Origin of the sequence: Filomicrobium sp., from assembly GCF_025698805.1 — a bacterium.
Classification (GTDB): Bacteria; Pseudomonadota; Alphaproteobacteria; order Rhizobiales; family Hyphomicrobiaceae; genus Filomicrobium; species Filomicrobium insigne.
The window spans coordinates 54,460-73,907 of the sequence record NZ_JAILWT010000006.1 but is presented as its reverse complement, the minus strand read 5'-3'; the positions used below and the strand labels follow the sequence as shown (position 1 = coordinate 73,907).

Here is a 19,448-nt window from a genome sequence, read left to right as displayed (position 1 = left end):
ATTAGAACGTCAAAGCAGTCGAACCGCTGGCCCTGCTGTCTCAGGTTCCATCAGGTCGCTCAACGCCCACACCAGGGCATCAAGCCGATCAGGACTGCGACCACGCCCCCAGGCATTCGTCCCAAACAGACACATTTCGTCTTCCAACGCAGTCAACGCCCCAACGTGGGCAACGCGGCCTTCGGCATAAAGAGCAGCCACGGGCTCAGCGCGAAGCCATTTGCCGCGCGTCGCACGCACCTTGCGGACAGGGCATTGCGGATCAACGTGACGGAGTACGCTCGCCACCAAATCCCCGCCCTGATTGACCTCCGCCACCACGCGATCTGCGTCGAAGTCCTTCTTCGCGGCAATTGCTGCCCGTGCCCAGACCGCAGGCGCGCGTCCTTGAATACTGCGATCGGCAAGCACATAATAGCGCCGATCCAATCCTTCTCCCGCAACCACGATTCCGCAGGCATCCGACTGAACGGTCGCCGTAACCGGCGGATCAACCGCGACGACGATCCTTTTCAACGGTGGCGGACTGGCAACTCTCTGTTCCTCAATCCAATCGCGGCGCCATAGTCCTCCGCCGTCGTCCGCGATGATCTCTCCAAACAGCTCCTGCCGCCCGAGAACGCTTCCGCCGTAGCGACGCATCATCTCTGCAACAAACGAGGGCGCGAGATTGCCCGCGTTGTCCGCAGTGGTCGAGCGGCTGACAACTGTCGACTCATCCTCCATCAGCCGTTCCAAAATTGGCACACGCCGCGGCGTCGTGGTCGCCACCACCTGTGGTCGCTCACCAAGACGTAGGCCGAATTGCAGCATGTCCCAGGTTTCGTCCGCAGTCCGCCACTTCGCGATTTCGTCACACCACGCCGCATCGAACTGCGGCCCACGTAGCCCCTCAGGATTTTCGGCCGAAAACATCTGCGCCACAGCACCATTCGACCAAGTAAGTTGTAGCTTCGACATTTCAAAACTTGGCCGCTCCCCGGCCCCATGAACCGAAAGTATTCCCGAAACGCCTTCGACCATGACATTGCGAACTTCGCCGATTGTCTCACCGACCAAAGCAATGCGTTGCGCAGGCTTCGATCCCACCGGACCAAGCCCCAGGGCTTTTGCCCTCACCCACTCAGCACCTGCTCGCGTCTTGCCCGCCCCGCGCCCACCAAGAATAAGCCAGACGCGCCAAGGCACTCCATCTTCCCCAACTACAGGTGGAAGTTGATCATCACGCGCCCAGACTTGCCAATCGCGGTGGAGTACCGCGACCTGATCATCGCTTAGGAGGACGAGATCCCGCTCCAGGGTTCCCCTCTCCATTGAGGCGTTCAAGGCGCTTCGCAATCTCTTCGCGCATGCGCTCCGCATCGGCGGAACTGATACGCTCCGGTGCGGCGGGTTTACGGCTACGTTCGATGTCGGTTGCAAACGCCGTCACCTTTTCGAAGCTTCGAATCATCACCCCAAGTTCCCGCGTCTCTCGCGCGCTTTCCGCCGCGGAGACTTCTCGTCCAGAGCCCATCCGGGCCTCCAATCGTTTAAGGTTTTCGTCAATGGCCCGATAAAGCCGCTGGATCATTGCCACGTGACTGATTTTGCGATCGTCACGGCCGCGCGGCTTAGCTCCACAAACTTTGCCCGCAGCGCGTTTGCCCTTGGCCTGTTTCACACGCCGCGATGACCGGCGCGTCCAGCCTTCCTTCCGGGCGCGTCTGTAGATCCTATCTGCCGAAACCGCACACCGTGTCGCGAGCGCCGCCACTGTTTCCAGTCCAGCCTCGTAGGCACGCCTGATCTCGGCCCAATTCGCGTCTGCGATGGGCATCGAGCCTCTTCAATGGTCAGTGATATTATATTTCGGCCGGAACGATCTTTCTATGATCGCCGTAAGGATCTCGAGACCCTTTACCAGCCATACCCAAATACTATTCGAGCAGCGCGACGGTGGGGATAAGTATCGAAATTCATTCTTCTTCAAAATCCGCGATAATATACCTGTGCATGCTGTAGGCGTTGACCGTACCTTCTGGGCGCGCCCAACCGCGCACCGAAATTCCAGCCTGATGCACCGTCTCAATCGTCCCCGAAACCAAGGGATGCCACCAAGCCAAGTCGCGTCCCTCCGCAACCCGCCGATAGGCGCAACTTCCCGGAAGCCAATCCAGCTTGCGGATCATTTCCGGTGAAATCGAAATGCAATCGTGCACGGCGTCATGTCGACGCTCATAATCCGCACACCTGCAGTTGCCGACATCAAGCAGGCGGCATGACAATCGCGTGAGGTGTACCTCGCCGGTATCCTCGTCCTCAAGCTTAAGAAGGCAGCAGCGTCCACAGCCATCGCACAAAGCCTCCCATTCGTCCTGAGACAATTCTTCAAGCGATTTCGTGCGCCAGAACGGCTCTGACATCTTGTCTCCTTATTGCCTCAGCATCCGCTATGCTCGCCTGGCATACCGGGTGCCGAACCATATTTGCGACCTCTTATTGCGCAAACTTGATAGCTGGCTCTGGCACCTTGCGTCGAGCTGAGTTAATTCAGTGCGATCAGTACCAAACTACGCACCGTCAAATCGACAGGGCAACATGCCGTGAGCGACTGGTTTTTCAAGCAGGGCGGACGCGACCGCATCATAGATTGGCTCAGCATCGATTCGAAGATCGATTCGATGATGTCCGAAACCTGGGTCCGCATTTGCGATTCCTGGAATTCGGCGTCGAGCTTCTTTGCGCGCTTCCGGCTCACGGGATGGAAACGCCTCTTCAACGAATTGGCCTGCGAGTGCCTGACCCTGGCAACCGGCGGTTTTATTCTACTTTACGCTCTGGCTCTCCCGGCCTTCATGGAATTTAGTGAGGAAAGCTTCCTCACCGGCCAATACTCCGTAAAGTTCCTCGACCGAGATGGCAACGAAATCGGCAAGCGCGGCATCCTGCACAATGACGCAGTTCCACTCGAAGAAATCCCAGACCCGGTCATCAAGGCAACCTTGGCGACGGAAGACCGGCGCTTCTTCGAGCATTTCGGTGTCGACTTCCAGGGCACTCTCCGCGCGCTGATCGAAAACCTGCGTGCGGACGCCGTCGTACAGGGCGGTTCGACGCTTACGCAGCAGCTCGCCAAAAACCTCTTTCTTTCGCCGGAACGCTCAATCCAGCGCAAACTGAAGGAAGTGTTCCTCGCGTTCCTATTGGAATCCCGCTTCACCAAACGCGAAATTCTCAAGCTCTATCTCGATCGAGCTTACATGGGCGGTGGTGCTTTCGGCGTGGAAGCCGCCTCGCAATTTTACTTCGGCAAATCCGTCCGTGACGTAAACTTGGCCGAGGCTGCTCTCCTCGGTGGTCTGTTCAAAGCTCCGACCAGCTACGCGCCACACATCAACCTGGCTGCATCGCGCGCGCGCACCAACGAGGTCCTTTCAAACTTGGTGGAAGCCGGCTTCTACACGGCGGGCCAAGTTTACGATGCTCGGCTTCATCCTGCGAAGATCGTTGAACACAACGATCCTTCGAGCCCGGACTGGTTCCTCGACTGGGCCTTCGAAGAAGTTCAGCGCATAGCCAAGGGCAAAGGTGAATTTGTCCTGACGGCCCGCACGACAGTGGATCTCAATTTGCAACGCGCTGCGGAAGAGGCTCTGACCTCCACGATCCGCCGCGAAGGCAGGCACAATCGGGTCAAGTCCGGCGCCCTAGTCTCGATGGAAACGGATGGAGCAGTCCGCGCCATTGTTGGTGGCGTAGATTACGGCGCAAGCCAGTTCAATCGTGCAACAGCCGCACGTCGCCAACCCGGCTCATCCTTCAAGCCTTATGTCTATTTGCTAGCACTGGAAAACGGCTACAAACCCAACACAATGGTTCGCGACAGCTCCCGCAGCTGCGGAAACTGGACACCGAAAAACTACAGCGGCGGATATGGTAGCGGTCGGCGCGTTCCCCTGTCCTACGCCCTGGCAAAATCTTACAACACCACCGCCGTCGATCTGTCGCTGAAGTTCGGCCGCGACAATCTTCTTGAAGTTGTAAACCGCCTCGGTGTTACGGGCGTTACCAAAAGTTGCTCGATGGCGCTCGGCGATGGCGGCGTAACGGTACTAGAACACACGGGCGGCTACGCCACTTTTGCCAATGGCGGACGCTTAGTCCGGCCCTACGGTATTTTAGAAATCGTCAACTCACGCGGCGAACTCGTTTACTCGCGCGAACGCGACGAACCCGAACCGCCGCGCGTCATTGAACAGTCAGTTGCGGAAGACTTGAATCGAATGTTGCAAGAGGTCGTCGAAGCCGGAACCGGTGGACGCGCACGCCTCGATTTCACAAACGCGGTCGGTAAGACGGGCACGAGCTCAAGCTATCGCGATGCTTGGTTCATGGGCTTCACCGGAAAATACGTCACCGGTGTATGGCTGGGTAACGACGATTTCCGCCCGACAAACCGCGTCACCGGCGGCAGCCTTCCTGCAGAAACGTGGCACGCCTACATGTCGGTGGCCCATACAGACATGAATATCCCGACAATTCCTGGTCTGCGGCCCCACCCAGTTCAAGTGGCTGAACGCCAACGTTTGGCTGAACTCGCCAGCGCTGAGGGCAGCTTTGCAAACAGTGATGCCCAGAAGCCGTCCAACACGGCGAGCCTCATGCCGGGCAAAACACGGGACGTACTGAAGCAGGTAAGCACAGCAATGCGCAAAGCCAGTGGCCAGGAGCCTGCGGAGGGTCCTCCCGGCGAAAAAGAAGCCCAGCCAAAATCTGACCTCGGGCGACGCGCCGAGGCGGGGGCTCCGTTGAGGTCCCGGCCATGAAATATAAAATCGAACGAGCCAGAGAGGCCTGATAAAACACTTCACGAGCAACCCGCGTCACACTTCGAGCCACGCACACAACGCTTAGCCCCACCTCCGAGCCCACATGCCGTTCGCCCTTCACAAGATCAAGAAGACCACGCTGACAGTCATCAACAAACTGTCGGACTGGGCGATGTTCATCGGCATAGTCCTGATCGGTGGGCTGACGTCGAGCTGGTACATGGTGAGCGCCGGCTCGAACCTGACCACGCGAAGCGTAGGGCCCTGGGTCACGTGGACGGCTGAAGGCCGCGCTGATGCAGATCCGTACACACGAGCCCACTTCGCACGATCCGGCACGCTAAACTTGTCGACCGAACTCGCAGGCACCTACGTCGCCAGCCATGACAGTGACGGGATGCGCCTGCACTCTTCATGCGAATACAGCATCAAGGGACAAGAGATAGACGCCCGCTGGTGGAGTATCACTGTCTTCGACGATAACGGCCGCCTGATCCCGAACCCCGCAGCGCGTTATTCCTTCACAAGCGATACCGTAGCCGTGGGGCCTGACAATACCTTCACCGTAACATTGGCCCGTGATGCACGGCCAGGAAACTGGCTTCCAACCGGTGGCGGTGGCCGCCTGACACTTATTCTGGCTGTCGTGGAAGGCGCCACGTCCATTGTAGACGGAGAAGCCGCCGACCTTACCCTTCCCTCAATTAAGCGCATGGCCTGCCGATGATCATGCGCATTCTGAAAAGATTGGCAAAGCTCGGGCGCCCCAATCTGCGCGTGATTTTGGCCGCTCTGTGCGCCATAGGCATTCTGCACATCATCGCAACCTTGACGGCACCTCTCTTCAACGTCTCGACAGCCTACGCCCGGCTGGAGCCCGTTCTACCAGTCAACAAGATAAAGATACTTCCACCTGTAACACCTGAAGCGCAGCCGCTGCCGTTCCTGACGCCCGACGTTCGTTACGCCATGTGCCGCTACGATGCCACGGCGGGTCCGGTCACGGTTACAGCCGTGCTACCTGGGCGCGGGTGGTCCCTCGCCTTGCACACACCCGACGGTGACAACGTCTATTCTGCCACGGGCCGAGATGACCGCAGCACCACGCTGCGCCTTCGTATCGTGCCCACTGAAGACCGCTTTTTTGGAATGTCTCCCGAGGCCCTTGGCAGACCTCGCCCTACAGCGCGCACGCAAACCGTGGAAAGCTCGCGCGGAATAGCCATCATCAGAGCGCCGGATAAAGGTGAGGCTTACAACCACCTTATCGAAGCCGACCTACGTCGCGCCCGCTGCAGCTGGGAGCCGTTCTAAAATCAGCCAAGCAAACGGCCCCGGTTTAGGCCGTCGCGTCTTTCTCATTACTACAAGCGTTGGAACCGTCCTCATGGACAGCTTTATTCTGTGCTTCCAACTCTGCGTATCTAACGCCTGTGAAGAGCACTACTTCACCGGTCGTGCATAAATCATCCAGATCTATGCTGTCGGTTCGTACAGTCCTCGCCTTTGGAAACTCGATCACGGTGCCCATAGCACCCCCCGGAATTAGTCGCCACACGAGCGATAGAACACGCCATCGCTACGTCGCACAGGGTGCTTCCGGGCTTGTCGCACCACCAGGATGCTCCCACTTTCGAAGATTAGGGCAATGATTCCCTTAACCGAAGCTTAAGCGGAACACACACCGACGACAATCAATCTTCAGCAAGCCAATCTTCGAGAAAATGTCGCCCCTCACGATCCTCAACCTCAATAACCCAAATGTCCGGATCGAAGCTGATTTCACGTGCTACGTACGCGTCGATATCCTCGTCTGGTTTGGGATCCTGACCCAGCCGGAGGGACCATCGGCGTTCGATCTCTGCTGTCTCTAACCCTGCAGCAGCCGGACCAAATAACGTCGATGTCCCGTCGAGACGATTGATGCGAATAAAAATACTCCCTGCAGCGTCATCACCCCGCCGGACGACAAATGCCGCCCCCCCGGAAGCTCCGCAGCGCCGGATATAGGCCTTCACCCAGATTTCAGATTTTAATCGCATCGCGCCGCCAAACTAGGCCCCCCGCGCTAGTGCTGCGAGGCGACACGAGCCCGCAGCTTGTCTACAGCCACCGATCCGTGATCGAGCTTACTAACCTGAGCAAGTTGCGCCATAAGCCGTCCCGAAACTCGGCCCGTTACAGGGAGCTTATAGTAGGCCTCAAATTCACGGATAGCTTTTTGGGTCTCAAGGCTGGGAAGACCGTTTGCTTCGAGTTTATAACCGAGTAACGCAAGCGACCGCTGCGCCGCGGCGATAACCTCGCGCGCGTCTCGCGAGACCTCGGCAGAGGCAGGCATCGCATCTACCATAGGAGCGTTTCTCGCGACGCCGAACAAGAGCTGCTGCAGAAGCTCCGAACGTACACGTCCGGTCAAAGGCAAACCTGCATCGCTCTCAAAGGCCAAGATAGCTGCACGTGCTTCAAGGCCCGAAAAATCCCCCTCACCAGGCGCATACCCACGCAGTCCCAATTCGCGACGTACCGCACCTTCAAGATCCGGTGTTTTCTCGCCGTTCAATACCGACGGTTCCGCCTTGGACACATCAGCCTTCTCCGGCACCGTAGCCGTCTCAACAGGGGCAGCTGCTTTGGTAGCCGGACCGATTGCTCGCCGGCCAATAGGTTGCAACGCCATCACGTTGGCGGTCACCGTCGCGGCCAACACGACAAACACGAGTAACCCAATCTTGACCATATTTGCCGGCACTACCCCCTCCAGCGATCAATTCTACGCTCAAATCTCTTTCACGGCAGACTATTGGGGAGCCTGTGAAGGCGACGTTAACCAGCGAGCTGCTGAGCTAGATCGCGAACGCATATCCGTTAACAGAAGCATAATCAAAGCTTTGCAATTCAACACAAATTGCATCGCCCTCGCGAGCGGTTCTGCAGCTTTCCTCCGCTATTGTACAAGCTGACGAACGACGCCCGCATCTCACTGCCGCCCTCACCAGGGGAGCCTTGAGACCCTGACCGGATTTCGCGGCGTTCGAGACGAGTAAATTTGTAGACTGGAGGGGGAGTTCCCCATGAGACTACTGCTGATCCTGGCTCTGATCGTGATCTTCGTGCCGCGCGACGGCATTGATCGCGAACGGCTATTGGAGCGCGTCGGTGAGGCTTACGATTGGACGTCACAGACTTGCGTGCGCGACCCGCATCTGTGCGATCAGGCCATGTCCACGTGGGATAACGTGTACGTTAAAGGCGGGCAGGCCTTCGCCATGATGGAAGGCGCGGTTCGCCGCAATCTTGCCGCCAGCAACCTGGGCCGTATGCCGGAAGATGGCCAGCTTGATCACTACGCTATATCTTCTCTTGAGCGAGGCACGCTGACCCCCAGCGACCGCCTTCCGGCCTGGCGGGGCCACGAGCTCACAAACTAGACGCCGAGAGAGGTCATCGCTCGCAAGAGCGCGCACGCGCGAGAAGGAACGCCTTCTCGCGGGAATTGCGGGTCAGAACCGCAGCGCGCTCAAATTCGGTCTTGGCCTCTCCTAACCGCCCCGCACGGAAGAGAAAGTCACCCCGGGCCGCCGGCAAAGGGGCATAGCCACCCAACGCCTCCGCCTGTTCAATCGCATCCAGCAGCACCAATCCGGCCTCAGGGCCAAACGCCATGCTATGCGCAACCGCCCTATTCAGATCGACCACGGGTGATGGCATGACCTCACGCAGCGTGTCGTAAAGTGAGCAAATCCGCTCCCAGTCGGTCTCCTCAACCCTACGAGCCCGCGCATGACAAGCGGCAAGCGCTGCCTGCAGCGTATAGGGCGAATGTGCACCTCCAAGCGCCTGAGCGCGCTCCAATGCAGCGAGCCCTCGCCGGATCAAAAGTTGATCCCAGCGCGCGCGGTTCTGTTCATTCAATGTCAGAAGCGAACCATCCGTCGCTGTGCGGGCTCCCAGACGCGATGCCTGAATTTCCATAAGAGCAAGCAGACCGAAGACTTCCGCCTCATCTGGAAGAGCGGCGGCAAGGATACGACCAAGACGCTGAGCCTCCGCACACAACGCCGGTCGGATCAGATCCTCTCCGGCAGTCGCCGCATAACCCTCATTGAAAATGAGGTAGATAACCTCCAAAACCGAAGCCAACCGTTCCTGGAGGGCCGCCCCGCGCGGCACCTCAAAAGTTAGACCCGCCTTCCCGATCGTCTTCTTCGCCCGGACGATCCGCTGCGCCACAGTCGCTTCACTCGAAAGGAAGGCACGGGCAATCTCATCCGTCGAAAGCCCGCCGATCAGCCGCAGCGTGAGAGCCGCGCGCGCCTGAGCCGATAAAATCGGGTGGCATGCGGTGAAGATCAGCCCTAAGAGTTCATCGCCAAGATCATCGTCCATGGCGGTCTCGATCTTTTCTATGCTCGTGTCGCGAACGTTCTCCTGATCTCGTCCAATCTCCGCATGTTTGCGCTCCAGCATCTTGTCGCGGCGAAACCCGTCGATGGCTCGGCGTTTCGCTGCAGCCATCAACCACGCTCCGGGCTTTACGGGCACACCGGTTTTCGGCCATTCCACCAGCGCGGCCACAAGCGCTTCCTGAGCCAGCTCTTCTGCACGATCCACATCGCGCACAATCCGCACGAGCCCGGCAATAAGCCGGGCCTGCTCGATACGCCAGATGGCGTCAATGCTCGCTTGAACGTCGGTAGCAGTCATGGCTACCGACTATCGCAACTCACCGCATCCAGGCAACTTTTCGCCTAATGGACTGAAGAGGTTTCCCTATTCCGAGGCAATTTGGCGAATTTCACACTCACCTTCCCGTTCCGGCCAATGCTCCAGATGCAGAGCCAGAAGACGTTTAGCCCAATCAATCGCCTCTTCCTTGCTCTTCAACTCAAACATGGCACATCCCCCAATAACCTCTCTGGCCTCTGCAAATGGGCCATCGGTCACACTCAATTTGCCATTGGAGAGACGGACACGAGCGCCCATCTGGCTCGGCATCAGCCCACCCACATTGATGACGATACCCGCCTTCGTCGCCTCCTCTACGAGACCACCGACCGCTTCCATCAGCGCCATGGGCGGCGGCCCTTGGTGCTCCGCAGACTTGACCATCGATAGGAATTTCATCGTCACTCATCCTTCTGCATCCGGTTATGAACCGACATTTGCGGTTTTAACGCGGGAGAATTAGGCCGGCGCTGCCCTAACGTCGAACGAGCAACACCCGGATCGGCACGATGGATGTTTTTTTTCCTCGAGCGATTTTTTTTCCGACGGTGGAGTGCCCACCCACCGTGCTTAATGTGCCGCGCCACCGGCAGCCGCCTTCGGCTTGCTGACCAGAAGCGAAAGCAACGCGAGGCCGGCAAAGAGCAGCGTCAGCAGCAAAAACACATCGGAAAAGGCCATGACGACACCTTGCTGATGCGTGATCTGCATCAGCTGCTTGAGCGCCATGGCATGCGCATCGCTACCGAAAGAGTGAAAACGCTCCGTCAGCATGTTGAGCGTCTCTTCTACGACTGGCCGCGACCAGGTGATCGACTCGTGCAAACGCGCCAAGTGGAGATCCGTGCGATCATTCAAGACCGTCGTCAGTCCCGCAAGACCTACGGCACCACCAAGGTTGCGCATCAAGTTGAACAGGCCCGAAGCATTCTTCACCCGCTCAGGCGGCAGAGTGCCAAGCGCGATGTCGTTGATCGGAATGATTGACAGCATCAGCCCAACGCCACGGAAGATCTGCGGCCATAAAAGCTCATAGAAATCCCAATCGCTGGTCAGATACGTCATCCACCACGTGCCAACCGCGAAAAACAGAAAGCCCACCATCAGCATCAAGCGCTTGTCGACTACCGGCATCAACCGCCCGGCCACCGGAGCAGTGAGGAACATGGCCAAACCGGACACAAACATCGTCTCGCCAATCATGAGTGCGTCATACCCACGGATCTGGCCGAGGTAGATGGGATAGAGATACGTCAACCCATAAAGACCGATGCCAAGCACAAACGAGAAGAGCGAGCCCACTGCGAAGTTGCGGTTTTGGAAGGACGACAGATCGACAATGGGCGTGCGCGCTGTCAAAACCCGCACAAAGAACGCAATCGCCGAAAGCCCGGAAACCCACGCCATAACGAGAACGGCATCGTCACCGAACCAGTCATTGCGCGGCCCCTCTTCCAGAACATATTGGAGGCCGCCTAGGAACCCAGCCATAAACAACAAGCCAAACCAGTCGAAAGTATTGAAGAGACTGAAATCGGGCTCATCGAAATCAATGAGAGCCAATGCGGCGATCGCCACACAGATACCCGGAATAACGTTGATGAAGAACAACCAGTGCCATGACAGGATATTGGTGAGGTAACCTCCCACCGTCGGACCGATCGTCGGTGCCAATGTCGCAACCAACCCGATCAACGGTACAATCACATTCATGCGCGACCGCGGAAAAATCAGGTAGGCTGAGGCGAAAACCGTCGGGATCATACCGCCGCCGATGAACCCCTGAATGGCGCGCCATATGATCATCTCGTTGATAGAGGTCGAAAGCCCGCACATGAGGCTAGCAGCCGCAAAGCCTCCCGCAGAAACGGCGAACAGGATGCGCGTCCCCAGCGCGCGAGACAGGAACCCCGACAACGGGATCATCACCACTTCGGCGATGAGGTACGCTGTCTGAACCCAGGTGATCTCATTACTGCTCGCTGCGAGACCAGCCTGGATCTCCGTCAGCGACGCCGAAACGATCTGGATGTCCAGGATCGCCATGAACATCCCGAATACCATTGTCAGGAACGCGATGAGCCGGCGCGGATCTATGCGATCGTCAGCAATCTCTGAAGATATTCCGTTCGTATCGGCCATGGCATGGCTCGCTTATCTCTCACACTTACTTGACGCTTTGAACTGCAGCGACAGAGGCCCCCTCGGTCGCGCCTGGCTTCGCATCCACCGTTACGACGACCGACATACCGGGCCGCAAAAGCTCATGCTTCTTGTCCGAGACCGGCACACGGATCCGCACCGGGATGCGCTGTACGATTTTGGTGAAGTTGCCTGTCGCATTATCCGGCGGCAGTAGGGAGAAGACCGAGCCTGAAGCCGGCGCCACACTCACAACGCTGCCCTTGAGGTCATGATCAGGAAGCGCGTCCACTGACACGGTGACCGGCTGCCCCGGACGCAGATCGGCAAGCTGCGTCTCCTTGAAATTCGCATCGATATAGACGTCATCCAGTGGCACCAGCGCCGCGAGACGCTGCCCCGGCTGCACGTAGTCGCCCACCTGCATGGCGCGGTTTCCGATCACGCCATCAATCGGCGCGCGAATTACAGTGAAGGACAGATCCCGCTCAGCCTTGGCCAGTGCGGTCTGCTGTTGCTTGAGTGTCCGCTCGGCTTCCTGCTGCTGCGCCTTGAGCACAGCCACATTGGTCTCCGCCGCCGTCACACCGGCCTTCGCCCCTTCCACAGCCGCCGCCGTCTGATCACGGTTCGCCTGCGCCTGCTCCAGCGCCTGCCGGCTGGCATAATCACGATTTGCGAGTTGCTGCTGACGCACCAATTCAAGTTCGGCTTGTTTGGCTGCGGCGTTGGCGGAAATAAGCTGAGCCTTGGCCTGTGAAACTGCTGCGTCCTGGGCGTCCACTTGCTTGCCGATCCGCGCGATCGCAGCTTGCTGGATCGCCACGTTATCGCGGGCGGACTGAACCGCCAGCTTGTAGTCACCGTCATCGATACGCGCGATCACCTCACCCGGATGCACCTCCTGGTTATCGCGAACATCAATGGAAGAAATATAGCCTGAAACCTTGGCCGCCAGCGTCGCCGTGTGCGCGCCCACATAAGCGTCATCGGTCGAAACGAGGAAACGGCCCGTCGTCCACCAGTAATGTCCATACCAGCCGCCAGCGCCCAGCGCGATCAACGCAACCGCAACAATCACAAGCCGCCGCAGCCGATGCCGCTTGGCTGGCGCAGGCGGAGAAGCCTCCGCGTCGGGCTTCGCCCCCGGCGCATCTTGAGGCGCCTTCTCCGCCTCGCGGCTCTCAGGGTCTGCAGGCGGGGGCACAACACGCGGCCCCTTCGCTTCGACAGTCAGGGACGAAGGCGTGAAATCCGGCTCCGAGACCGGCACATCGCCATCCTCGAAAGACTTTAGCTCATTGTTATCACGAACCTTTAGCATGTATTCGCCTGCTTAAATCATGATTGACCGAACCGTTCAGTCATGGCTTGACTTAGCCATCTTATACGCCTACGTCAATACTGACTGAACGGTTCGGTCATCACACTCACCTCCGGAGCGATCACAAAATGTCGAGCAAGGTCACCGACGCACCGGCCGTCGAAGAAAGCGCCAAGCGACGGCAGATCATGGAAGGCGCGCGACAGCTCTTCCTGACCCACGGCTTCGATGCGGCCAGCATGGGCGAAATCGCGCGCGTCGCGGGCGTGTCGAAGGGCACGCTCTATGTCTACTTCGAAAATAAGGAGAGCTTGTTCGAAGCCATCGTCGAGGACGAGCGCGCTGGCCAGGCGCAGCAGGTCTTCGCCCTGGATGCCAGCGATCACAACGTCGAAGCCGTTCTCACGCGCCTCGGCGACGCCTACGTCCGCTTCCTCTGCCAGCCCTCCGCCATGTCAGCACTGCGCACTGTCATCGGCATCGCCGAGCGCATGCCGGAAATCGGCCGCAAGTTCTACGAGTTCGGCCCCCAATATGGGATCCAGCGCCTCTCGCAATACCTTGAGGCTCAGGTGAAAGCCGGTGTCGTCGCCATTGACGACTGCGAGGTTGCCGCCGCGCAGTTCCTGGATTCCTGCCAGTCGACGATGTTCAAGCCGGTCCTGTTCGCCGCCGCCCCCGCACCAAGCGACGAACGCATCGCCCACGTGATCGGCATCGCCGTGCGCACCTTCATGGCCGCCTACGGCAAGCGGTAACGGCGCGCGTTGCGCCGCAGCCACTGGCCCACGCTAAGAGATGGAAGCCCCGATCGAACCCTATTGCCGGCAACAAATCCTCCGCCTAATGAATATGCGTTCGTCAGCGTCCGGAGGATTTCCAGGTTATGCTTTTCCGAAAGGGTTTCGGCGCGGGCGTTCTCATCGCGCTCACCGTTGCCGGTTGCGCGCAGCAGCCGAAGCTCACAGCAGATGAACTCGCAAAACTGCAAGGCGGGCGGACGACGGTCGTCGCCTACTTCCAATGCGCGCCGATCAACTACCTCACCGGCGGCAAGATCATGACCTACACGTCGACCATCCGGGTCGACGGCAAGGAAGTCGGCAAAATCGAATACTGCGGGCACACACGCTTCACCGTCGACTCCGGCCAGCGTCAACTGGTAATCAGCAACCCCAACGCGGTCTTTAATCCGGACGGGCCTTCAATGACAGAGATCTTCCGTCCGGGCGCGACCCAGTATCTCTCGATCCAACAGGACGGCTACTACGTCATCACCCATCACTGGGTGACGAAAGCGGATGCCGACACCGGCATCGCCGCCCTGGACAAGATCAAGCCGGTCTTCTGATCCGCGTTGCCCTCCCGCGCCGCCGTGTTACAGCTAGGCGCATGTCATCAGAGCCCGCCGCCATCCGCCGCCTCGGCCCTGCCGATCTCCCCCTTTTCCGCAAGATGAACGCCTTGTTCGGCGAGGTCTTCGCGGAGCCCGACACCTATGGCACCGCGCCTCCGGATGACGCCTACGTCACAACCCTGCTCGCCAAGGAGCATGTCGTGGCCCTGGTCGCACTCTCCGGCGAAGACATCGTCGGCGCCCTCGTCGCCTACGAACTCGAAAAGTTCGAGCAGGCGCGCCGCGAAGTCTACATCTACGACCTCGCCGTCCACGAAGCCCATCGCCGCCGGGGCATCGCCACCGCCCTCATCGAACACCTGCGCACCCATGCCGCCGAACGCGCCGCCTGGGTCATCTACGTCCAGGCCGACCATATCGACGCCCCGGCCATCGCGCTTTACACAAAACTCGGGCTCCGCGAGGACGTCCTGCACTTCGACATCGCGGTGGAGAAAAAGCCAAGCCCGGGAACAGCCGGGTCCGAATGAGGTGTCACCATGCCCGCAAGCCCACACGTTGAAATCACCTACTGCCGGTTATGCGGCTGGGGCCTGCGCGCCTCCTGGATGGCGCAGGAGCTTCTGACAACGTTCGCCGAAGACCTGGGCTCCGTGACCCTCACGCCGGACACGACCGGCGGTGTCTTCGAGGTGCGTCTTGACGGCGACGTTATCTGGTCGCGCAAGACGGAAGGCCGCTTTCCGGAGACGAAGGAACTCAAACAGCGCGTCCGCGACCTGATCGCCCCCGACCTCAGCCTCGGCCATTCCGATACGCCCTAACCGAACCATATGTCATACCGGGGCTCGTCCCCGGTATCCAAGGTCCAGCAGGCTCCGTGGTAGCGGTGGAGCACAACCAGCGAACGGACACCCCAGCCGAGAGTTGGGTCCCGGTAACTTCGTTCCAGCCACGCCACCGGCATGAGTGCCGGGACGACGGTAGGGGATGTACGGCAGTTGCGCTCCGAACCCCGACAACATGTCATCCCGCGACTCGTGCCGGAGGCGCGGCAAACAAGTATTCGCGGGATCCAAGGCCCAGCAGTCGCCGACGCAAAGGGTGAAGCACAAGCGTACAGCGGCCTCCCCAGCCGAGAGTTGGATCCCGGCAATAAATGCCGGGATGACGGTAGGGAATGTGTCATCCCGTGACCTGTGCCGGGACGACGGTAGAGGGTCTGGCGGATGTTGCACTCGGAACCCCGACAACATGTCATCCCGTGGCTTGTCCACGGGATCCAAGGCTCAGCGAACGCGGCGGAAGCGGTGGGGCACAACCGGCGAACAGAAGCCCCAGTAGCACCTTGGGTCCCGCCAGCAAGTGCCGGGACCGACGCGAGCAGGCACCCTACCGCATAAACGGAAACACCGCCCGCACCCGCGCATCGCGCAGCCACAGCCCGCCCCACATGACAAGCCCCAGATAGACAGGCTGAACAGCCAGTTAAACACTAAAAAAGTGGCTGAAGAGCGGGCTCTCCGCGCGGATCTGCGTCGCCATCGCGCCGCCGAGCAGCCCCATCATCAGCACCGTGCCGAGCACACGAGAGTGCTTCCGGAAAAGTGGGAACCGGTTTTCCGATAAGAAGCACGGAAAAAAACCGGTCCGCGGGATGAGGTAGAGCACGACGCAAACCAGCTCGATGATCCCGATCATGAACGCATAGCCCGGAGGCCAGCCGAGCTGCGCCATCGTCTCTTCCGCAATCGGCATCTGCGCCAGCTTCGGCGTCACGGACGCCCCCAGCATGAACAGAGCGAAAAGACCGGACAGCCCCCAGCCAGCCCAAAGCATCGCGCGCGTACTCATCGTGGTCTCCTGGTGATGTGGTTAGAGGTAGAGGTGTATACGGATTGATACACTGACGATTTGGGCGATTGTGGAACGATCCCGAAGGCGGCTGCCAACTGTGCTAATTTTGTCAGTGCGTTGAGAGCACTCTTACGGAAAAAGGTCAGGTTCTCCAACAATCTCGGTCGAGCATTGGTTGCGAGGAATATCTTAATGAACTATTTTTTCGTGGGGTAAGCGAGGCACCATGAGCAATCTTAAGAACGAAGTGATCCGAGCAGTGAGGCTTGGCGACAGCGACACTGGCCGCATCGTTGGTCAATCGTTGAAAAAGTTGCGTGAACTAGCAGGTCTTACGCAGAAAGAGTTAGCCGCACGCCTTGATATCAGCCGCAGCTCAATATCAAACATTGAAAACATAGGTGACGTACACATCCATTCTTTACAGCGTTACGTCGCAGCGCTCGGTGCAACATTGCGAATCGAGGCAACTTTTCCTGCTACCGAACAACTGGCGAATCAGTTCAATTTAGCGTTCGATCCTGACACGCCCGACGAAAACCAACTTGTCTTCCCTATCTTTGGTGATGATATTTTCCGTCGCCAACGGGATGTTGTTCTTAGTATCCGCCCACAGTACACCTCCAAGATTATGGAGGGAAAAAAGACTGTAGAACTTAGACGACGCTTTCCAATTTCTGCACCCCGCGGAACGGTAGCATATATTTATTCAACATCTCCCGAGCGTGCCATGGTAGGCCGCGCCGAGATTGCTGATGTTGTAAAACTCCCGATTGAACAGATCTGGAAAAAATTCGGGAAATCCGCTTCTATTAAACGTTCCGATTTTTATGCGTACTTTGATGGTCTAAAAGAAGGCTTCGTGCTGCAATTTACTAACCCGCAACTCTTCCCTCGGTCCCTCTCTTTGTCAGAGCTTCGCGACCGGTTTGATTTCGAACCACCTCAATCCTTTCTCTATGCGACGCCGATCTTAAGAAAGGCCCTACACGATGAGTTCCCAAACGTATCTTATTGATACGAACGTCATCATAGGCCTCGAAGACAACCAAGCCGTTGAGCCCGCATTTTCATCCCTCCTCTCAGTTGCCGCCAAACACAAAGTCGACGTAGTTGTTCACGAGGTCGCTAAAGACGACCTTCTCAGAGATCGCGACCAGATCCGTCGCAATATTTCGCTGAGCAAAGTCGCAAAATTTCAGATACTTGGGAAGGTACGGGGCCTCGCAACGACCGATCTCGAAAGCGAGTTTGGTCCACTCCCTCGTGCGAACGACATTGTCGATGCGACACTATTGGATGCTCTCCATCGCGGTGCCGCAGATTTCCTTGTTACCCAAGATCGCGGGCTTCACTTGCGGGCCCGGCGCCATTCGGCAGAACTCGGCCGTCGCGTTCTCTTCGTTGCCGACGCGGTCCAACTTCTCAAAACTACGTATGAACCCATCGCGCCCCCTGTTCGTTACATCGAAGAGGTGTCAGCAAACGAAATTCCTCTTAAAGACCCGATTTTCAATAGCCTTCGTCAAGGCTACCCCGAGTTCGACACTTGGTGGAAGACAAAGTGCGTCCACGAACGCCGCACATGTTGGATCATCGATGACAACGGACTCGCGGGAATTGTCGTAAGAAAAGACGAGACAGAGACCGACACCGACGCCACCACAAAAGCCCGCAAGATCCTAAAAATTTGCACTTTTAAAGTTAGCCCAGAAAAACGTGGGGTTAAGCTCGGCGAACTCCTTTTTAAGAAGATTTTTTGGTTCGCGCAGGCAAATAGTTACGACCTCGTCTATGTCACAACCTATGAAGACCAGGAATCGCTGATCGACCTTCTCGAGTATTACGGATTCACACGAACCGCGATCAAAGCCGATGGCGAATTGATATACGAAAAGCTGTTCTCTACCGATAAACTAAAGCGCCAGCCCGACCAGTCTGACTTCGAAACCAACCGTCTCCACTATCCCCGATTCATTACTGAGCCAAACACCCGGGCCTTTGGCGTACCAATCCTTGAGGCATATCACGATACTCTGTATTCAGAGCTTTACCAGGGCACACTTGATCTCTTTGACTCCTTAGGTTTTGGAGGACCGCGCCAACCTGGCAACACAATTCGCAAAGTCTATCTTTGCCGTGCCCAATCGAATTTGGGACCAGCTGGCTCGCTGCTATTTTTCTATAAGAGCAAGTCAGATAGCCCCCCCTCTCAGGCCATGACGGCAGTCGGTGTTTTTGAGGAATGGCAAAGCGCGGAATCTACAAAAGAATTAATGCTGATGACCGGTGGTCGATCTGTCTACTCTGAAACAGAGCTCGCGGCATGGAAAGCCACGCCAGAAAAACCTGTTAAAGTGATCAACTACCTGCTGACCAACTACATTGAACCTCCGGTCTTTTTCACGGATCTCCAAAGCCTGGGAATTTTTCGGACACATCCCCCACAATCGATCTTCGAAATCAGACAGCCTAATCTTCTAAAGCTTCTACAGCGACTAAACCTCGACTTTAACACATGAATCAACCCGTTATTGCGTTTGTCGGCATCTCGGGCGTTGGAAAGTCCACGTTACTTAGAACGCTGTCCCAACGAATAAAGTTTCAGCATTTACAGGCGGGCGTATTGATTAAAGCCGCACGCGAGAACGTGCCCTCTGAAAACCTCCGGAATCAGGATATTGAAGACAATCAGCTTCTTCTTATCGAAGGCTTCCATGCCGCTAAGGATGCCAACGCTCCGTTGATCATCATAGATGGGCATACTGTAGTCGACACCCCGAAAGGGCTGATAGGAATTGAACCCATAATTTTTGCGCAACTGGGGATCACGCAATTCATATTTTTAGCAGACGACTCTCAAGCTATCAGCGCTAGAAGACTCAACGACACTACGAAAAACCGTCCAAAGAGAACTCCTGTAGAACTCGAAATACATCAAAGGCAAGCACTCTTAAGCGCCTTTAGCTCAGCGCGACACCTCAACATTCCTCTTCTTGTTGTCAGCGCGGAGCAGTTCGAAAACATCTACTCAAATATACGAAGCCTGATCCACTGTCAGGCACGTTCCAGTCGCGGGCGATCTTGACGGCGTACGCCTCCGTCGTCACCGGATAAAAAATAGGTTGCTCCGGCAGGCGCGGCGGAAACGCGCGCATATCGCTCTGCCGGATCAACTCGAGTTCAATCGGCCCCACAGGCCGCCACAACGTCACCGTTTCATCCATGG

Annotated in this window: 21 protein-coding genes and 1 pseudogene; 11 read left to right on the top strand and 11 right to left on the bottom strand. The window is 57.7% G+C overall.

Features of this window, described 5'->3' with window-relative positions; genetic code table 11:
* Nucleotides 1-9: 9 nt before the first annotated feature.
* The 3 genes from K5845_RS15480 to K5845_RS15470 form a co-directional block, all read right to left on the bottom strand.
* The gene (locus tag K5845_RS15480; RefSeq protein WP_287959418.1) at nucleotides 10-1,314 is read right to left on the bottom strand and encodes a DNA-packaging protein; all 1,305 of its coding nucleotides are present in this window, start codon (nucleotides 1,312-1,314) and stop codon (nucleotides 10-12) included.
* Complete coding sequence (locus K5845_RS15475; protein WP_287959417.1) at nucleotides 1,268-1,819, bottom strand: hypothetical protein; 552 nt, start codon at nucleotides 1,817-1,819, stop codon at nucleotides 1,268-1,270. The genes K5845_RS15480 and K5845_RS15475 overlap by 47 nt, the downstream gene beginning before the upstream one ends.
* Before the next feature lie 139 nt (nucleotides 1,820-1,958).
* Nucleotides 1,959-2,405, bottom strand: a complete 447-nt coding sequence (locus K5845_RS15470) for a YcgN family cysteine cluster protein (RefSeq protein ID WP_046478358.1) — start codon at nucleotides 2,403-2,405, stop codon at nucleotides 1,959-1,961.
* Between the two features lie 180 nt (nucleotides 2,406-2,585).
* Between K5845_RS15470 and K5845_RS15465 the strand changes: the two genes are divergently transcribed.
* The 3 genes from K5845_RS15465 to K5845_RS15455 all read left to right on the top strand — a co-directional run bounded on the left by K5845_RS15465 (nucleotide 2,586) and on the right by K5845_RS15455 (nucleotide 6,125).
* On the top strand, nucleotides 2,586-4,808 hold the full coding sequence (locus K5845_RS15465; protein ID WP_076605318.1) for a transglycosylase domain-containing protein: 2,223 nt from the start codon (nucleotides 2,586-2,588) through the stop codon (nucleotides 4,806-4,808).
* Nucleotides 4,809-4,914: 106 nt separating this feature from the next.
* Entirely contained in the window at nucleotides 4,915-5,538 is a 624-nt protein-coding gene (locus K5845_RS15460; RefSeq protein WP_052744009.1) for a DUF1214 domain-containing protein, read from the top strand.
* 2 nt (nucleotides 5,539-5,540) lie between these two features.
* Complete coding sequence (locus K5845_RS15455) at nucleotides 5,541-6,125, top strand: DUF1254 domain-containing protein (RefSeq protein WP_046478357.1); 585 nt, start codon at nucleotides 5,541-5,543, stop codon at nucleotides 6,123-6,125.
* A 380-nt stretch (nucleotides 6,126-6,505) separates the two neighbouring features.
* Here K5845_RS15455 and K5845_RS15450 read toward each other — a convergent pair whose 3' ends face one another.
* Complete coding sequence (locus tag K5845_RS15450) at nucleotides 6,506-6,853, bottom strand: DUF1491 family protein (protein ID WP_046478355.1); 348 nt, start codon at nucleotides 6,851-6,853, stop codon at nucleotides 6,506-6,508.
* Nucleotides 6,854-6,879: 26 nt separating this feature from the next.
* Nucleotides 6,880-7,563: a peptidoglycan-binding domain-containing protein gene (locus tag K5845_RS15445; RefSeq protein ID WP_287959416.1), complete on the bottom strand. Its 684-nt coding sequence runs from the start codon at nucleotides 7,561-7,563 to the stop codon at nucleotides 6,880-6,882.
* A 322-nt stretch (nucleotides 7,564-7,885) separates the two neighbouring features.
* Here K5845_RS15445 and K5845_RS15440 point away from each other — a divergent pair, with 322 nt between their 5' ends.
* On the top strand, nucleotides 7,886-8,242 hold the full coding sequence (locus K5845_RS15440; protein ID WP_287959415.1) for a hypothetical protein: 357 nt from the start codon (nucleotides 7,886-7,888) through the stop codon (nucleotides 8,240-8,242).
* Nucleotides 8,243-8,255: 13 nt separating this feature from the next.
* Here K5845_RS15440 and K5845_RS15435 read toward each other — a convergent pair whose 3' ends face one another.
* From K5845_RS15435 to K5845_RS15420, 4 genes are all read right to left on the bottom strand, one after another.
* Nucleotides 8,256-9,518 (bottom strand): RNA polymerase sigma factor, encoded by a 1,263-nt coding sequence (locus K5845_RS15435; protein ID WP_287959414.1) that lies wholly within the window; start codon nucleotides 9,516-9,518, stop codon nucleotides 8,256-8,258.
* 66 nt (nucleotides 9,519-9,584) lie between these two features.
* A complete protein-coding gene (locus tag K5845_RS15430; protein ID WP_287959413.1) occupies nucleotides 9,585-9,938 on the bottom strand; it encodes a YciI family protein in 354 nt (117 codons plus the stop codon).
* A 171-nt stretch (nucleotides 9,939-10,109) separates the two neighbouring features.
* Complete coding sequence (locus K5845_RS15425) at nucleotides 10,110-11,681, bottom strand: DHA2 family efflux MFS transporter permease subunit (RefSeq protein ID WP_046478350.1); 1,572 nt, start codon at nucleotides 11,679-11,681, stop codon at nucleotides 10,110-10,112.
* A gap of 25 nt (nucleotides 11,682-11,706) precedes the next feature.
* Nucleotides 11,707-13,005 (bottom strand): HlyD family secretion protein, encoded by a 1,299-nt coding sequence (locus K5845_RS15420; RefSeq protein ID WP_082101175.1) that lies wholly within the window; start codon nucleotides 13,003-13,005, stop codon nucleotides 11,707-11,709.
* A gap of 128 nt (nucleotides 13,006-13,133) precedes the next feature.
* Here K5845_RS15420 and K5845_RS15415 point away from each other — a divergent pair, with 128 nt between their 5' ends.
* From K5845_RS15415 to K5845_RS15400, 4 genes are all read left to right on the top strand, one after another.
* A complete protein-coding gene (locus tag K5845_RS15415) occupies nucleotides 13,134-13,763 on the top strand; it encodes a TetR/AcrR family transcriptional regulator (protein ID WP_287959412.1) in 630 nt (209 codons plus the stop codon).
* Nucleotides 13,764-13,891: 128 nt separating this feature from the next.
* Complete coding sequence (locus tag K5845_RS15410; RefSeq protein WP_287959411.1) at nucleotides 13,892-14,356, top strand: hypothetical protein; 465 nt, start codon at nucleotides 13,892-13,894, stop codon at nucleotides 14,354-14,356.
* 41 nt (nucleotides 14,357-14,397) lie between these two features.
* Nucleotides 14,398-14,892, top strand: a complete 495-nt coding sequence (locus tag K5845_RS15405; RefSeq protein WP_287959410.1) for an AAC(3)-I family aminoglycoside N-acetyltransferase — start codon at nucleotides 14,398-14,400, stop codon at nucleotides 14,890-14,892.
* Between the two features lie 9 nt (nucleotides 14,893-14,901).
* A complete protein-coding gene (locus K5845_RS15400; RefSeq protein ID WP_287959409.1) occupies nucleotides 14,902-15,186 on the top strand; it encodes an Rdx family protein in 285 nt (94 codons plus the stop codon).
* A gap of 664 nt (nucleotides 15,187-15,850) precedes the next feature.
* On the opposite strand, the gene K5845_RS15395 is transcribed toward K5845_RS15400, so the two are convergent.
* Complete coding sequence (locus tag K5845_RS15395; protein ID WP_287959408.1) at nucleotides 15,851-16,216, bottom strand: DoxX family protein; 366 nt, start codon at nucleotides 16,214-16,216, stop codon at nucleotides 15,851-15,853.
* Nucleotides 16,217-16,445: 229 nt separating this feature from the next.
* Between K5845_RS15395 and K5845_RS15390 the strand changes: the two genes are divergently transcribed.
* The 3 genes from K5845_RS15390 to K5845_RS15380 are packed head-to-tail and all read left to right on the top strand — an operon-like array spanning nucleotide 16,446 to nucleotide 19,307.
* A complete protein-coding gene (locus K5845_RS15390) occupies nucleotides 16,446-17,237 on the top strand; it encodes a helix-turn-helix domain-containing protein (RefSeq protein ID WP_287959407.1) in 792 nt (263 codons plus the stop codon).
* Entirely contained in the window at nucleotides 17,212-18,741 is a 1,530-nt protein-coding gene (locus K5845_RS15385) for a PIN domain-containing protein (RefSeq protein WP_287959406.1), read from the top strand. The genes K5845_RS15390 and K5845_RS15385 overlap by 26 nt, the downstream gene beginning before the upstream one ends.
* Entirely contained in the window at nucleotides 18,738-19,307 is a 570-nt protein-coding gene (locus K5845_RS15380) for an ATP-binding protein (protein WP_287959405.1), read from the top strand. The genes K5845_RS15385 and K5845_RS15380 overlap by 4 nt, the downstream gene beginning before the upstream one ends.
* Here K5845_RS15380 and K5845_RS15375 read toward each other — a convergent pair.
* Nucleotides 19,258-19,446, bottom strand: a pseudogene (locus K5845_RS15375) (ADP-ribosylation/crystallin J1); the annotation flags it as partial. The gene K5845_RS15380 and the pseudogene K5845_RS15375 sit on opposite strands and share 50 nt — an antisense overlap.
* Nucleotides 19,447-19,448: the final 2 nt, after the last annotated feature.